Origin of the sequence: Gordoniibacillus kamchatkensis (assembly GCF_000829455.1) — a bacterium.
GTDB lineage: Bacteria > Bacillota > Bacilli > Paenibacillales > NBRC-103111 > Gordoniibacillus > Gordoniibacillus kamchatkensis.
Genome location: NZ_JXAK01000041.1, coordinates 25,501 through 39,606 on the forward strand (window position 1 = coordinate 25,501; position 14,106 = coordinate 39,606).

Below are 14,106 nucleotides of genomic sequence, written 5' to 3' on the forward strand. Positions count from 1 at the left end.
CCCTATGCAGAGTTTCACGTTTCCTGAAACAACTGCGTCTTCAAGCGGCCCATCGCGCCGCGCAAGCGCAATATCGCTTTGGAATGCAATTGCGAAATGCGCGAAGGCGACAAGCTCATCACTTCGGCGATTTCGCTTAGCGACAAATCTTCATAATAAAAAAGCGATATAACGATCCGTTCCTTTTCCGTGAGCCGTTCGATCGCTTTCGCAAGCGTTTCCTTCAAAAAAAATTCGTTTACTTTGGACTCCGGATTTGTCGCTTTCTCGTCAACGAGCAACGACAATCTCGTTTCCGCCTCTTCCTCGCGAATCGGCTCGTCGATCGAGCATACCGTCGTAATGGCGATATCCTGCAGCATTTGTTGAAATTCGCTTTCGGTGATTTGCAAATATTCGCTCATTTCCGCATCGGTGACGGAACGCAAATAGCGCTGCTCGAGCTTCTGATACGCTTCTTCCACCTTTTTGGCTTTCTCCCGCACGGAACGCGGCACCCAATCGCCCTGCCGAAGCCCGTCGATGATTGCGCCGCGAATGCGCCAGGAAGCGTACGTCTCGAACTGGAGCCCCCGCTCGTAGTCGAATTTTTCCGTTGCATCGATAAGTCCCATAACTCCGTAGCTGGCCAAGTCTTCGCGTGAGACGGTTTTCGGGAGGCCGATCGACATCCTGCCGGACACGTAATCGACCAGCGGCAAATAAGCTTCGATCAGCGCTTGCTTCGCCTCCGGCTTCCCCTGCTCTCTCCACTCGCGCCATAACTGAAGATGAGCCCTGTTCGACTGCTTGTGATCGATCATGGGTCCGTTACACCGTCCTTACTCTTGTGACATGCGGCGAAGAGCGTTCGCCAGTTCCTCCGGATCGAGTGCAGCGTGCGAAGCCAGCTTCGGCGGACTAAGCGGAGCGAAGCCTGTCCCGTCGTCCCGCTCGCCTGCGGCGTTCAAATTCGAGCGCAGCAAATCGTGCAGCGAATCGTCATGCGGCGTCGCCAGATCGACGTTCTGTCCCGCCTCCGACTCGGCTTCGCCGATAGCAGGCGGCAAATCCGCCGCTGCTGCGGCGCTGTTCAAAATGAGATGAAGCAAAAACCGAAACAAAAAAATGACGGCAAATACGAGCAAGAAGCTGTAAACGCTATGTAACAACGTCGTCGTGAACACGTTGCGGGCAATCGATGTTGCGAAAGTCAGGACGAATGCGGCGGCCCCTCCGATCAAATTCCAACGAACAGTGCCCGTCATGGCTCACAATTCCTTAACGCCGTGCTGCACGCTGCGGATGACGAGAATGCCGGTATCGCAGTCGAATTCAATGGTTCTGCCATAATTCCCACCCGTATCTTCAGCTTTAAGCGGAACGCCGAATTTTTTCAGCTGCTCTTTGCAGGACTCCACGTTGCGCGGACCTATTCTCATCGTATCATGATTGGCTGCAAATGCAAACATTTGAGCGCCTCCTGCCATCTTCGCTTCCATCCGCGATGCCGCCGCTCCCAGCTTCTGCATGCGCTCGATCAGCTCGGGAACCGCCGTATCCGCATACTTGGCAATATTGAGCGTCCCTTCCTTGGCAATTTCCGAAGCGGGAAGCATCACGTGGGCCATCCCGGCCACTTTCGCTTTCGCGTCGTACAGCGTGAGCCCGACACATGAGCCGAGCCCGGTCGTTTTGAGCACCCCCGAGCGCTGCGTGACGTTAAGATCAGCCATGCCGACTTTAATGAAGGCGTTCTGGATCATAAGCCGTCGACTCCCAAGGCGGTGAAGATTTTGTCGAACGACTCGGGATCCGGGATGAGAAAGAAATGCCCCTCCACTTCATGATTGCCTTCCAAAAACTTCGTTTCGATCAAGAGCGCCTGATCGCCCATTTGCCCGAACTGCAGCAGGCCGAAGCTGAGTACGGCTCCGGCCATATCGATGGCCAGCGAAGGCACCGTCGGGGATAAATGCAGCTTCGTAAAATCGGCGAGCGACGACAAGTACGATCCGGCGAGAATATTTCCGATCTCGTTCAGCGCCGACAGTTCGAGCTCGGTATACTCGCCTTCTTCGGACACTTGCTGCAAGCCGACCAAATTTTTCAGCAGCTTCTTGGCCGATTCCAACGCGAGGATAAAAAACATGTTGCCCGGCGCTTCGCCTTCGACGCGCAGGAAAATCGCAAGCACGACCTGCTCTTCGCCGCCGATGCTGGCCGATATTTCTTCGAACGGCAGCATGCGCACTTTCGGCACTTGCATATCCACCGGTTTGTTCAGGAGCGTGGACAATGCCGTGGCGGCGTGACCCGCACCGATGTTGCCCACCTCCTTCAAGACGTCCAGCTGAAATTCCCGCAATTCCTTAAAAGCCCCCATCGCTTATTCCTCTTCGTGAAACGCGCTCAGTTGCAGCAGCTCCGCTTTGTTCAGTACTTGTTCCAAATTGAGCAGCACGAGCAGTCCGTTGTCGCCGATTCGGGCGATGCCGCGCAAATATTTGGCTTTAATGCCGCCCACCACTTCCGGCGGATTGTCGATTTGATCGGTGTCCAGATCGATGACGTCGTTCGCCGAATCGACAATGAGACCGACCTCATAATCGCCGGCCGATACAATGATGATGCGCGTGTTGTCGGTATATTCGGTTTCCGGCAGGCCGAACCGGCTGCGCAAATCGATGACCGGGATGACGACGCCGCGCAAGTTAATGACGCCTTTAATAAATTCGGGGCATTTCGGCACGCGGGTCATCGGCTGCATCCGTTCGATCGTTTTCACGGCTTCGACTTCGACGCCGTATTGTTCGGAACCAAGAGCAAAGACGATCACTTTTTTCTCTTCGGACATGGCATTTTCCTCCTAGCGGATCGTTATTTTATGAGTGCGTTCGTATCGACAATGAGGGCGACTTGTCCGTCGCCAAGAATAGTGGCGCCGGAAATCGCGAACAAATTCGTCAAGTAATTGCCGAGCGACTTGAGCACGATTTCTTGCTGGCCGATGAACTCGTCGACCGTAACCGCCGCCAGCTTGTCGCCTTTTCGGATGACGACGATTTCCGTCTCCGCCTCCGCCGACTCGTCGAAATCCGGCACGTCGAATACGCGGCTCAGCGAGACGACCGGGATGACGGCGCCGCGGAACTCGAGCATGCGGTTGCCCTGGATCGTACGGATGTTCGCCTGCTTGACCGCCGCCGTCTCGACGATCGACGACAGCGGGAGCGCATACTTTTCGCTGCCGAGCTTGACGAGCATCGCCGAGATGATGGACAGCGTAAGCGGCAGCTGAACCGAAAATTTCGAGCCTTTGCCCGGTACGGACTGCACCTGGACGGTGCCGCCGAGCGATTCGATCTTTGTCTTGACGACGTCCAGGCCGACGCCCCGTCCGGATATGTCGGATATTTTATCGGCGGTCGAGAAGCCCGAAGCAAACAGCAGCTGATCGATTTCGAAATCCGTCATTCTGCCCGCCTGCTCCTGCGTCAAAATGCCGTTCTTCACGGCGCGGTCCAGCACTTTCGGCCGGTTGATGCCGGCTCCGTCGTCCTCTACCTCGATAAACACATGGTTGCCGCTATGGAATGCGCGCAGCTGAACGGTGCCCGTCTCGCTTTTGCCTGCCGCCAGCCGGTCGGCAATCGCCTCAATGCCGTGGTCCACGGAGTTGCGCAGCAAGTGAACGAGCGGATCGCCGATCTCGCCGATAACGGTGCGATCCAGCTCGGTGTCGGCGCCGGATATGACGAGATCGACTTTTTTGCCGAGCGTCTTGGCCACATCCCGAACCATGCGCGGGAAGCGGTTGAATACGGAATCGACCGGCTCCATGCGCAGCTTCAGCACGATGTTTTGCAAATCGCTGCTGACGCGGGACATATGTTCCACCGTTTCCGTCAGATCGCTGCGCCGCACTTCGCTGGCGAGCTGCTCCAGCCGGACGCGGTCGATGAGCAGCTCGCTGAACAAATTCATCAGCGCATCGAGCCGCTCGATGTCGACGCGGATCGTCCGGTTTGCGACCGGCGCGCTCTGCGCAGAGGCCGCGGGCTTCTTCTGCTCCGCAGACGACGCAGACGACGCGGCCGACGCGGGCGCTGCCGGCGCAGCTGCGGCCGCCGCTGTCTCCTGCTGCGCCTCGGCGCCAAGCTGTTCACGCGACGAACGCGCCATTTCCGCAAGTGAGTCATGATCGACCTGGACAATTTGCGCCGTTTCGATTTCGGAAACGTTCATAATCGCCTTCTCCAGCGCGGCTTTGTCCAGTCGGGATATGTAATAAACGGAAAACGTGCGGTCGAACTTCTCTTGCTCGATGTCTTGAACGGACGGCGTCGACTTTACCACTTCGCCGTTTTGTTCCAGCACGTCGAACACCATGTAAGCCCGAGCCGCCTTCAACACACAGTCGTCGCGAACGGCCACTTCGATGTAAAAGACGGTATGCCCCGCTTCGATCGATTGCTTCAGCACGGAAAATTGGTACTCGTCCACTTCGATGCCGGACGGCGCCTGTGCGGCCGCAGGAGCCGTCCCCGCAGCCGCGCCGGAAGTTTTGTACTCTCCGGTCACGATCGATTTGAGCGAAGCGACGATGTCCGTTACGTCGGCCTTGCCGGTGCCGCCTTGAATAATATCCTCGACCATCGTTTCGAGAGCGTCCAAGCTCTTGAAAATGCAATCAAAAATGAAGGAATCCATTTCCAGCTTGTTGTTCCGCACAAGATCCAGCACATTTTCCATTTCGTGGGTCAATTTGGCCAAATCCTCGAATCCCATCGTCGCCGACATGCCTTTCAGCGTATGGGCAGAACGGAAAATATTGTGCACGATGCCAATGTCTTGCGGGTTGCTTTCCAGGCTGAGCAAATTGTCGTTCATCGCTTGCAAATGATCTCGGGATTCGTCAATAAACATCGACAAATACTGGCTTAATTCCATCGCGTACACCTCCAGGGGTCGTTTGCGGTATGTTGTGATCGGCGGGCTCGGTATGTTTCGTTATCCAGAACACCCCACGCTCTGCGCCAGCTTGCGGGCGATGTCCTGCTGCATCAGCACATCGGTGGCGGCGTTCAGCTTGGCTGCCGCCCGCGGCATGCCGTATACGACGCAGGACTCCTCCGCTTCGGCTATCGTCGTCACGGCGCCGCTCTGCCGCATGGCAAGCATGCCGCGGGCCCCGTCGCTGCCCATGCCGGTCATGATGACCGCATGCCGCTTCAATTCTTTCAACGGTACGAGCGACTCAAACAAAACGTCGACCGACGGCCGGTGGCCGGAACGCGGATCGTCCTTGTTCAGCCGGATGCGGTACACATGTTTGGAGTCGCGGTGCGCCGTCATATGCCAGCCGCCAGGAGCGACGTAGGCGGTGCCCGTCTCCAGCACCTGCCCGTCTTCGGCTTCGACCACCTTCACGCGCGAAACGTCGTTAAGCCTTTGCGCGAGCGACTTGGTGAAGTTCGGCGGCATATGCTGCACAATTAACACCGGGGCGGGCAAGTTTGACGGAAGCTGAGATACGACGTGGTGCAGCGCACGCGGCCCCCCGGTTGAAGTGCCGATCGCAATCAGGTGTTCGAACTGCGTCGAGCCGGCCGGCTTGTCGGCCGCCGCGTTCGGTACCGCGGCAGCGCCCCTTGCGGCCGGAGCCGCCGGCGCGGGCTTAGGCGGCAAAGCAGCTTGGGCGGCGAGCGGCGACGCCTTTTTGACGTTCGCTTTCACCGCCGCGCGAAGCTTCTCGTGCAGCTGCTGCTTTACTTTATATAAATCGAGCGAGATCGAACCCGACGGTTTGCAAATGAAGTCGAATGCACCAAGCTCCAGCGCTCGAATCGTTTCGCGGGCTCCTTCCTGCGTCAAGCTGCTGAGCATAATGACGGGAGTCGGCGCCTCACTCATAATGTGCCTGAGCGCTTCCAGTCCGTTCATTTCCGGCATTTCCACATCCAGCGTGACAGCTTGCGGACGCAGCAGCTTGACTTGCTCGACCGCTTCCTTGCCGTTTCGCGCCGTACCAATCACTTCCAGTTCAGGGTCTTCGGCGATGAGATCCGAGATGATTCTCCTCATAAAGACAGAATCGTCAACGACTAGAATGCGATAGGTCATATCTGTCCTCTCCTTTTTTGCCGAAATCGCTGAACCGGTCAGGTCCGTTATTTCATCAAGCGGATCATCCGCGATAAGAAGCCCTTCACGCCGCCCCGCTCTTCCGTCTCCTGCACATGCATGCCGGCGAGAAAGCGGTCGACAAGCTCCTGAATGGCTCGCGTCGCCGCCGAATGAGGGTAGAGGACGGTGAAAGGAACTTGCTTCTTGACCGCCTTCGGGACAGAGCTGTCATCGCTAACGTAGCCGAGAGTCGGGATCTCGATCTGCAAAAAACGCTGCGCCACCAAGCTGATTTTGTTCGCCGTCTGCTTGCCCTCCAGTGCGTCCGTCGCCCGGTTGACGACAAGGCGGAATTTGACATCGTGCTCCATCGAGCGCACCATTTTGATGATCGCATACGCGTCCGTTATGGACGTAGGTTCGGGCGTCGTGACGACGATCGTCTCCTGCGCGGCGAGAATGAATTTGAGCGTCTCTTTCGACAGTCCGGCGCCGGTATCGAAAATAATGAAGTCGGCGTAGCGCTCAGCTGCTCGACTTGACTGTAAAAGTAATTCAAATCCTCCTCCGATAACCGAATCAAATCCTGGAACCCCGAGCCTCCGGCAATGAAGTCGAGGCCGCCCGTACCCTTCTGCATAATGTCCCAGATCGTCTTCTCTTTTTTCAGCAGATGGTACAAGTTGTATTGCGGCGAAACGCCCATCAGCACGTCGATGTTGGAAAAACCGATATCGGCATCGAACACGAGCACTTTATATCCTTTCGCCTGGAGCGTAAGCGCAAAATTCAGCGTAAAGTTCGATTTGCCGACGCCTCCCTTGCCGCTTGTGACCGTAATGATGCGGGTCGTGCGCTGGGGGCCGGCTTGCTGTAACTGCACGAGATTGCGAAGGCCCTGCGCCTGATCACTCATCTGGAAGCTCCTCCAATATGGAATCGATCAATTTTTGCTCGTCCAGCTCCGCGATATCGTCGGGTACGTTTTGCCCGTCGGCAACGTACGACAGCTGCAAGCCGAAATCGTGAACGAGATTGACGACGGCACCGTACGAATCGGTCTCATCCATTTTCGTAAACAGCACTTTATCGAGCTTGAACTTGGTGAAATTGCCCGTGATCGCTTTCATGTCTTTATATTTCGTCGTCAGGCTGAGCACGAGATACGTCTCGGAGTCGCCTTGCGTGCGAAGCAGCGTGTTCAGCTCCGACACGTACATTTCGTTGCGGAAGTTGCGCCCCGCCGTATCCATGAAAATCAGGTCGCAATCTTCCAGCGCAGCGAACGCCTTCAGCAAATCTTGCGGCGAAAATACGACCTCGAGCGGCACGTTCAAAATGTTGGCGTACGTGCGCAGCTGCTCGACGGCGGAAATCCGATACGTGTCCGACGTGATGAAGCCGACTTTGCGGCGGTGCTTCAGCACTTGCTCGGCGGCCAGCTTGGCGATCGTCGTCGTTTTGCCGACGCCGGTCGGACCGACGAAATGGGCGATTTTCGTCTGCGGAGCGATAGCTTTGTGCCCTTCCATGCGAAGCAGCCCGGCCATCTGGCTGCGAACCGAGCGGGAGGCCAGCGACTCGGTTAAAGGCTCGCCCAGCTCGTCCGCGTCCGCTTTCGCCCGGTCCAGCCACATGTCCACGAGCAAAGGATCCACTTCCTGCTCGGCCAAACGTTCGCGCACGCGCGGTGCTGTAACGGGAACAGCGGCCTCACCGCCCCCCGCCTGCAGCGAAAGCTTCTGCATCATTTCGCGCATTTGCTTCAGCTCTTCGAACAGCAAATCTTCGCGGCTTTTGGCAGGCGCAGGCTTCGGCGGCGAATAAACGCCGGCGGCAGAAACCTGCGGCGGAGGCGGAGCGCCCTTCGGCTCGGCGGCCGGCTCCGGCTGCTGTGCGGGCTTGGCCGGAGGCAGAACGTCCGGCACTTCCGGAAACGAGAGTTGCTCCGGTTCCAGAATAGCAACGGGAGCAGCAGGTCTCGGCGCCGCCGGAGCCCGGGCCGCAGCGGCGCGCGGCGCCGTCTGCCTGGCGCCGGAGCCGGGAGCGGAACCCGGGCCGTCCACGGCGGCGATCACTTCGATTTTTTTCTTGCCGAACAAGCCGAGAAAGCCGCCGGACCGAATTTCTTTCGTGTTCAGAATGACGGCGTCCTTGCCTAAGTCCGACCGGATTTTTTGCAGCGCGTCGGGCATGGAGTCGACAACGTACCGTTTCACTCTCATAAGTTCACAACTCCCAAGCTTTGAATTTCAATATTCGGTTCAAGCTCGCTGTAGGACAGCACGGGAATATCCTGCATCGTACGCTCGAGAAGCTGGCGGAAGTACATGCGAATCGTCGGCGACGTCAAAATGATCGGCTGCTGGCCCGTTTGGATCATGCGGCTTACCTGGTCGTTCAGACGGTGGTACACGATTTGGGACGTGGACGGATCCAGCGCCAAATACGTGCCTTGATCGGATTGCTGGACGGAATCGGCAATTTTTTTCTCCAGCGACGGTCCGACGGTAATGACTTTGAGCGACTCGCCTCCGGGCGAATACTGCTGCGTAATTTGACGGGAGAGCGCCTGGCGGACGTATTCCGTCAAAACGTCCGTATCTTTCGTATAGGCGGCGTAATCGGCGAGCGTCTCCAGTATCGTTACGAGATCGCGCACCGATATTTTTTCCTTGAGCAGCTTGGCCAGCACTTTCTGCACGTCGCCGACGGACATGTGGCTCGGGATAAGCTCCTCGACGAGCGCGGAATGCTGCTCGCGGACGTTGTCGATAAGAGCTTTCGTCTCCTGGCGCCCGAGCAGCTCGTGAGCGTGCTTCTTCACGACTTCGGTCAAGTGCGTCGCTACGACCGACGGCGGATCGACTACCGTGTAGCCGGACAGCTCCGCCCGCTCCTTCGTCGCTTCGTCGATCCAAAGCGCCGGCAGCCCGAATGCCGGCTCCTTCGTCTCGATGCCGGTGATCGATTCGTCGTCGAAGCCGGGGCTCATCGCCAAGTAATGGTTCAGCAGCAGCTCGCCGCGAGCGACGGTGTTCCCTTTGATTTTGACGACGTATTCGTTCGGCCTTAGCTGAATGTTGTCGCGTATCCGGATGACGGGCACGACGATGCCGAGCTCGAGGGCGCACTGGCGGCGGATCAGGATGATGCGGTCCAGCAAATCGCCGCCTTGCTGCGCGTCGGCCAGCGGAATGAGGCCGTAGCCGAATTCGAATTCGATCGGATCGACCTGCAGGAGACCCAGCACGCTTTCGGGCGATCGCACTTCTTCGATTTGCTGTTCTTCCACCAGCTGTTCCTGCTGCGCCTGCTTGCGGACGAGATTTTGCTGCATGCGGTAGGCGCCGAACGCGAGCAGCCCGGCCACCGGAAACGTCGTGTACCAGTGAATCGGCGTAAAAATGCCGAGAAACGCGATCGTCCCGGCCACTATGTACAGCAGCTTCGGTTGCGCGAGCAATTGCGACGTGATGTCATGGCCGAGATTGCCGTCCGAGGAAGCGCGGGTGACGATAATGCCGGCTGCGGTAGAGATGAGCAGCGCCGGGATTTGGCTGACGAGCCCGTCGCCGATCGTCAGAATGGAGAACGTCTGCAGCGCTTCCCCGATCCCCATCCCTTTCATCGCCATGCCGATAATGAGCCCGCCGATCAAATTGACCGCGAGGATGACGATGCCGGCGATGGCGTCGCCTTTGACGAATTTGGACGCACCGTCCATCGCGCCGTAAAAATCGGCCTCCTTCTGGATCTTTTCCCGGCGCGCGCGAGCCTGCTGTTCATTGATCATGCCTGCGTTCAAATCGGCGTCGATGCTCATCTGCTTGCCGGGCATCGCATCGAGCGTAAATCTTGCGGCGACTTCGGCAATACGTTCGGAGCCTTTCGTAATGACGATGAACTGAACGATAACCAGGATCAGGAATACGACAAAGCCGACGACGATGTTGCCCTCGGCGACGAACGAACCGAACGTCCGCACGACGTTACCGGCTTCGGCGTTGGCCAAAATGTTTCGCGTCGTCGAAACGTTGAGCGCCAGACGAAAAATCGTCGTAAGTAGCAGCATCGTAGGAAAGATCGAAAACTGCAAAGCGTCGACCGTATTCATGCCGACAAGCAAAATAATAAGCGCAATCGTAATGTTGATTATGAGCAAAAAGTCAAGAAGCGGCAAAGGAATCGGCACGACCATCATGAGAACGATGCCGATAACGCCGACGAGAACGAGTAAATCTCTAATTTTCATCGTGCCAGCCTCCTTTCCGCTTTTTCATATAACTTCTATTGCCGGTACTGGCGGTTACGCGTTCGCCTTCGTGCGCCCTTTGATTTTGTAGACGTAGGCAAGCACTTCCGCGACGGCCTGGAACAGCTCCGCCGGTATCGTTTGCCCGATTTCGACTTGGCTATATAAAGCTCTGGCGAGAGGCTTGTTTTCCATAGTCATAATGTTGTTCGCATTCGCCACTTCCCGGATTTTCAGCGCGACGTAGTCGGCTCCCTTGGCAATTACGGTAGGAGCTTCCATTTTGCCGGCTTCGTATTGCAGGGCGACTGCAAAGTGCGTCGGGTTCGTGATGACGACATCCGCTTTCGGCACTTCCTGCATCATGCGCTGCAGCGCCAATCTGCGCTGCTTTTCGCGGATTTTGCCTTTGATTTGCGGATTGCCTTCGGCGTTTTTGTGCTCGTCCTTAACATCTTGCTTGGACATCTTCAAACTTTTTTCGTGTTCATACCGCTGGTAAAATAAATCGAACGCGCCAAGAATGACGAGCGTTACCCCGATTTTGACGCCAAGACTGAATACTAGCGATGCGACGTAAGCGAAAGAGCTTTGCAGCGGCGCCCGGGACAGCTCCATCAAGTGCGCCCGTTCGCCCCACAGCGTCATATAAATGACGCTGCCGATAATGGCCATTTTGATAACGGATTTGAGAAAATCGACGAGCGTCCGGATCGTGAACATCCGCTTCGCCCCTTCGATCGGGTTCAGCTTGGAAAACTTCGGTTTAAGCGGTTCGAGAATGAACAGGAAGCCTACTTGAAAATAATTGCCGGCAAACGCGATAACAATTGTGACCAGGAATATCGGCGTGAGCAGCCAGAGCCCCTGCACCGACAAGCGCAGAAACAGCGCCCGTACGTTCTCGCTCGTGACCGCCATCGTAAGATCGTGCTCCAAGAGCGTTCCCATCATCGCCTGAAGCCGGCTATGGAACGTCAATCCGTACACGCCGAGTATAAGAAACGTGAACAGAAGCACGAACGCCCCGATAATTTCCTGGCTTTTCGGCACCTGGCCTTTGTTTCGCGCTTCCCCCCGCTTCTTCGGCGTCGCCTTCTCCGTCTTCTCCCCGGCGAACATCTGCAAATTCAGTTCATAGCGGTAACGATGCGGCACAACAGGCGCCCTCCTTCCCGAAGCGCGGATAACGGTTCGCTTCTATGCGGTCCCCGCCAGCAGCTGCAGCAGCTGCTGCATCGAACCGAACATAGCCGAGAACAAATCGCGATACAGGCTCACAAAGCTCGGGAACAAAATAATCAAAACCGCCAATCCGATCAAAATTTTGATCGGCACGCCGACGACAAAAATGTTGAACTGCGGCGCGACGCGCGTCAGAAGACCAAGACTGACGTCGGTTAGAAACATGGCCGCCAGCACCGGCAGCGACATTTGGAAAGCGATAGTAAACATTGTAATAAATGAACGGACAAGAAAATCGGATACGCTGCCCCCCGCGATTTTGCCGAACAAATCGTTATCGATCGGCACCCAGCTGTAGCTGTTCATGATCGCCTGCAAAAAGTAATGATGGCCGTCAAACGCGAGGAACAGCATAATGGCGACCATGAATTTGAAATTGCCGAGCATCGGGCTTGACGCCCCCGTCATCGGGTCGATCACGTTAGCGATGCCGAATCCGATCTGAATGTCCATAAAGGAACCGGCGATCTGCACAACGCTGAAAAACAACGTAGCCAGGAAAGCGAGCAACATCCCTACCATCATTTCGCGTATGACGAGCAGGATGTAAGTCAAATCGAAATGCACGACCGTCTTCGTTCCAACCGCCATGAACGTCAGCAGCGCTACGAATACGGACAAGCCGATCTTGAACGTATTCGGCACCGTCCGGTATGAAAACACCGGAGCAACGACAAAAAACGCGCTGACTCGACACAAAACGAGCAGCATGGCAGGCAAATATGCAAGCACTTGCTCCATTCGATCCCCAACCTAACCGATATATTTGTACAAATTGCTGAACAGGTTGTAGGTGAAATCCACCAAGGTCGTCAGGATCCAAGGGCCGAATACGAGCATGCCCAACAAAATCGCCAAAATTTTAGGAACGAAAGCCAGCGTCTGCTCTTGGATTTGAGTCGTCGCTTGAAAGATCGAAACGATCAAACCGACGGCCAGACCGAGCAGCAGCATCGGCGCACTGGCTTTGAGCACGGTATACACCGCTTCACCCGCCAAGCGGATGACGAATTCTGAACCCACGCCGGTTACCCTCCCAAAGCTTTGCCAAAGCTACGTATTAAAACTGAGCAACAGCGATTTCACAACCAAATACCAGCCGTCGACGAGAATGAACAGCAATATTTTGAACGGCAGCGAAATCATGACCGGCGGCAGCATCATCATTCCCATGGCCATCAGCGTGCTGGAGATGACCATGTCGATAACGAGGAACGGTATAAAGATCATGAAGCCCATTTGCAGCGCCGTCTTCAGTTCGCTGATCGCATACGCCGGCACGAGCGCCGTCAGCGGCGCATCGTCCGACCCGGTCGGCATCGGAGCCTTGGCGTAATCAAGAAACAGCTGCAAGTCTTTCGGACGCGTATGGTTCCACATGAACTTCTTGATCGGAAGCGCCGCCTTTTGCAAGGCGGCCGTTTGCGTCAGCTCGTTTTTCAAGTACGGCTGGACGGCCGTCTGATTGATTTCGCTGATCGTAGGCGACATGACGAAAAACGTCAGGAACAAGGCGAGACCGACAATCACTTGGTTTGGCGGCACTTGCTGCGTACCGAGCGAATTTCTAACGAAGCCGAGCACGATCACGATGCGGGTGAAGCTCGTCATCATAATAAGAATCGATGGGGCGAGGCTCAGCACCGTTAACAGCAAGAGCAGCGTCACCGAGTTCGACGCTCCGGCCGTTCCGCCCGCAGAACCGACGCTGATGTTGATGCCGGGAATCGGGTCGGCCGCCGGCGGGTCGGCTGCCAGCGCCATCGGAGCGGCGATCAGGCATATGCCGAATGCGGCTAAAGCAACAAGCACATAACGGATTTTATTCATGACGGATCGTACCGATCTTCATCTTGTTTTTGTTCGAACTGCTGCTGCGTTCGTTTCTTGCTGCTTGCGATCTGCTGCAGCTTTTGATGAAACACTTGTCCGAACGAAGAGGCCGGCAGTTCCTCCTCTTCAATCGCTGCTTTGCGGTCGCGCAGCCGCCCCAGCCAATGGCCGATCGTCAGCTGCTCGGGCAATGTGCCGCTTCCTCCGGTGAGCAGCTCCATCAGCTCGGCAACTTTGCGCTCGTCGTCAATTTTGTCGAGCAGCTGCACGTTATCGCCAACGCCGACGACGTACAGCGTTTTGCCGATGGATACAATTTGTAGCGTTTTGTTCGGACCAAGGGGCACGCCTCCCAAGGAGCGGAGCGGTCTGCCGAAGGCGGCGGACCGGTTCCGTTTGGCCAGGAGGCGGATCAGCACGAAAAACAACCCGATTATGATTGCCAGGAAAAACAATACTTTCAGAGTCATGTAAAACATTTGCAGCCCGTGGTCGAGAGGCAGCCCGGGATCGCCGCTTCCCGGCGCGTTCGTTTCCGCGCTGACGTATGCCGCGAATGGCAGCGAGCCGGCCATTTCCGCCAAGAGGATAGGCGCCATTTTCCATGCTAGCTTAGACAATATCCCACATCCTTCTGCCGGTAATGCTGCTCTGGCCGCAGACTT

At 56.5% G+C, this 14,106-nt stretch carries 14 protein-coding genes and 1 pseudogene; all 15 read right to left on the reverse strand.

The genetic code is table 11. From position 1 onward, the window contains the following. Window positions 1–14 precede the first annotated feature (14 nt). Window positions 15–803 carry a FliA/WhiG family RNA polymerase sigma factor gene (locus tag SD70_RS21345; RefSeq protein ID WP_041049557.1) on the reverse strand — a complete coding sequence of 263 codons (789 nt, stop codon included), beginning with the start codon at window positions 801–803 and terminating at the stop codon, window positions 15–17. Between the two features lie 18 nt (window positions 804–821). Further along, on the reverse strand, window positions 822–1,247 hold the full coding sequence (locus SD70_RS21350) for a hypothetical protein (protein ID WP_041049559.1): 426 nt from the start codon (window positions 1,245–1,247) through the stop codon (window positions 822–824). A 3-nt stretch (window positions 1,248–1,250) separates the two neighbouring features. After that, window positions 1,251–1,745 carry a chemotaxis protein CheD gene (locus SD70_RS21355; protein WP_041049561.1) on the reverse strand — a complete coding sequence of 165 codons (495 nt, stop codon included), beginning with the start codon at window positions 1,743–1,745 and terminating at the stop codon, window positions 1,251–1,253. After that, window positions 1,742–2,365, reverse strand: a complete 624-nt coding sequence (locus tag SD70_RS21360) for a chemotaxis protein CheC (protein ID WP_041049563.1) — start codon at window positions 2,363–2,365, stop codon at window positions 1,742–1,744. The genes SD70_RS21355 and SD70_RS21360 overlap by 4 nt, the downstream gene beginning before the upstream one ends. A gap of 3 nt (window positions 2,366–2,368) precedes the next feature. Further along, window positions 2,369–2,836, reverse strand: a complete 468-nt coding sequence (locus SD70_RS21365; protein WP_041049565.1) for a chemotaxis protein CheW — start codon at window positions 2,834–2,836, stop codon at window positions 2,369–2,371. 23 nt (window positions 2,837–2,859) lie between these two features. Beyond that, window positions 2,860–4,932: a chemotaxis protein CheA gene (locus tag SD70_RS21370; protein ID WP_041049567.1), complete on the reverse strand. Its 2,073-nt coding sequence runs from the start codon at window positions 4,930–4,932 to the stop codon at window positions 2,860–2,862. Window positions 4,933–4,992: 60 nt separating this feature from the next. Next, on the reverse strand, window positions 4,993–6,105 hold the full coding sequence (locus SD70_RS21375) for a protein-glutamate methylesterase/protein-glutamine glutaminase (protein WP_041049569.1): 1,113 nt from the start codon (window positions 6,103–6,105) through the stop codon (window positions 4,993–4,995). 47 nt (window positions 6,106–6,152) lie between these two features. Continuing rightward, window positions 6,153–7,024: pseudogene (locus SD70_RS21380) on the reverse strand (MinD/ParA family protein). Next, window positions 7,017–8,333 carry a flagellar biosynthesis protein FlhF gene (gene flhF, locus SD70_RS21385; protein ID WP_041049570.1) on the reverse strand — a complete coding sequence of 439 codons (1,317 nt, stop codon included), beginning with the start codon at window positions 8,331–8,333 and terminating at the stop codon, window positions 7,017–7,019. The pseudogene SD70_RS21380 and the gene flhF overlap by 8 nt, the downstream one beginning before the upstream one ends. Next, window positions 8,330–10,363, reverse strand: a complete 2,034-nt coding sequence (gene flhA, locus SD70_RS21390) for a flagellar biosynthesis protein FlhA (protein ID WP_041049571.1) — start codon at window positions 10,361–10,363, stop codon at window positions 8,330–8,332. Before flhA ends, flhF begins: the two co-directional genes overlap by 4 nt. Before the next feature lie 54 nt (window positions 10,364–10,417). Then, window positions 10,418–11,485, reverse strand: a complete 1,068-nt coding sequence (gene flhB / locus SD70_RS21395; RefSeq protein WP_041049619.1) for a flagellar biosynthesis protein FlhB — start codon at window positions 11,483–11,485, stop codon at window positions 10,418–10,420. A gap of 78 nt (window positions 11,486–11,563) precedes the next feature. Then, window positions 11,564–12,349: a flagellar biosynthetic protein FliR gene (gene fliR, locus SD70_RS21400; protein WP_041049572.1), complete on the reverse strand. Its 786-nt coding sequence runs from the start codon at window positions 12,347–12,349 to the stop codon at window positions 11,564–11,566. Between the two features lie 12 nt (window positions 12,350–12,361). Then, entirely contained in the window at window positions 12,362–12,631 is a 270-nt protein-coding gene (gene fliQ / locus SD70_RS21405; RefSeq protein WP_041049574.1) for a flagellar biosynthesis protein FliQ, read from the reverse strand. A 30-nt stretch (window positions 12,632–12,661) separates the two neighbouring features. Then, window positions 12,662–13,438: a flagellar type III secretion system pore protein FliP gene (gene fliP, locus SD70_RS21410; protein ID WP_041049576.1), complete on the reverse strand. Its 777-nt coding sequence runs from the start codon at window positions 13,436–13,438 to the stop codon at window positions 12,662–12,664. Further along, window positions 13,435–14,061 carry a flagellar biosynthetic protein FliO gene (locus SD70_RS21415; RefSeq protein WP_156158125.1) on the reverse strand — a complete coding sequence of 209 codons (627 nt, stop codon included), beginning with the start codon at window positions 14,059–14,061 and terminating at the stop codon, window positions 13,435–13,437. Before SD70_RS21415 ends, fliP begins: the two co-directional genes overlap by 4 nt. Window positions 14,062–14,106 lie beyond the last annotated feature (45 nt).

What these genes read in the sequence shown, in the direction of transcription:
- SD70_RS21345 (WP_041049557.1), bottom strand. Translation starts at nt 803, where the DNA reads ATGATCGATCACAAGCAGTCGAACAGGGCTCATCTTCAGTTATGGCGC.
- SD70_RS21350 (WP_041049559.1), bottom strand. Translation starts at nt 1,247, where the DNA reads ATGACGGGCACTGTTCGTTGGAATTTGATCGGAGGGGCCGCCGCATTC.
- SD70_RS21355 (WP_041049561.1), bottom strand. Translation starts at nt 1,745, where the DNA reads ATGATCCAGAACGCCTTCATTAAAGTCGGCATGGCTGATCTTAACGTC.
- SD70_RS21360 (WP_041049563.1), bottom strand. Translation starts at nt 2,365, where the DNA reads ATGGGGGCTTTTAAGGAATTGCGGGAATTTCAGCTGGACGTCTTGAAG.
- SD70_RS21365 (WP_041049565.1), bottom strand. Translation starts at nt 2,836, where the DNA reads ATGTCCGAAGAGAAAAAAGTGATCGTCTTTGCTCTTGGTTCCGAACAA.
- SD70_RS21370 (WP_041049567.1), bottom strand. Translation starts at nt 4,932, where the DNA reads ATGGAATTAAGCCAGTATTTGTCGATGTTTATTGACGAATCCCGAGAT.
- SD70_RS21375 (WP_041049569.1), bottom strand. Translation starts at nt 6,105, where the DNA reads ATGACCTATCGCATTCTAGTCGTTGACGATTCTGTCTTTATGAGGAGA.
- flhF (WP_041049570.1), bottom strand. Translation starts at nt 8,333, where the DNA reads ATGAGAGTGAAACGGTACGTTGTCGACTCCATGCCCGACGCGCTGCAA.
- flhA (WP_041049571.1), bottom strand. Translation starts at nt 10,363, where the DNA reads ATGAAAATTAGAGATTTACTCGTTCTCGTCGGCGTTATCGGCATCGTT.
- flhB (WP_041049619.1), bottom strand. Translation starts at nt 11,485, where the DNA reads ATGTTCGCCGGGGAGAAGACGGAGAAGGCGACGCCGAAGAAGCGGGGG.
- fliR (WP_041049572.1), bottom strand. Translation starts at nt 12,349, where the DNA reads ATGGAGCAAGTGCTTGCATATTTGCCTGCCATGCTGCTCGTTTTGTGT.
- fliP (WP_041049576.1), bottom strand. Translation starts at nt 13,438, where the DNA reads ATGAATAAAATCCGTTATGTGCTTGTTGCTTTAGCCGCATTCGGCATA.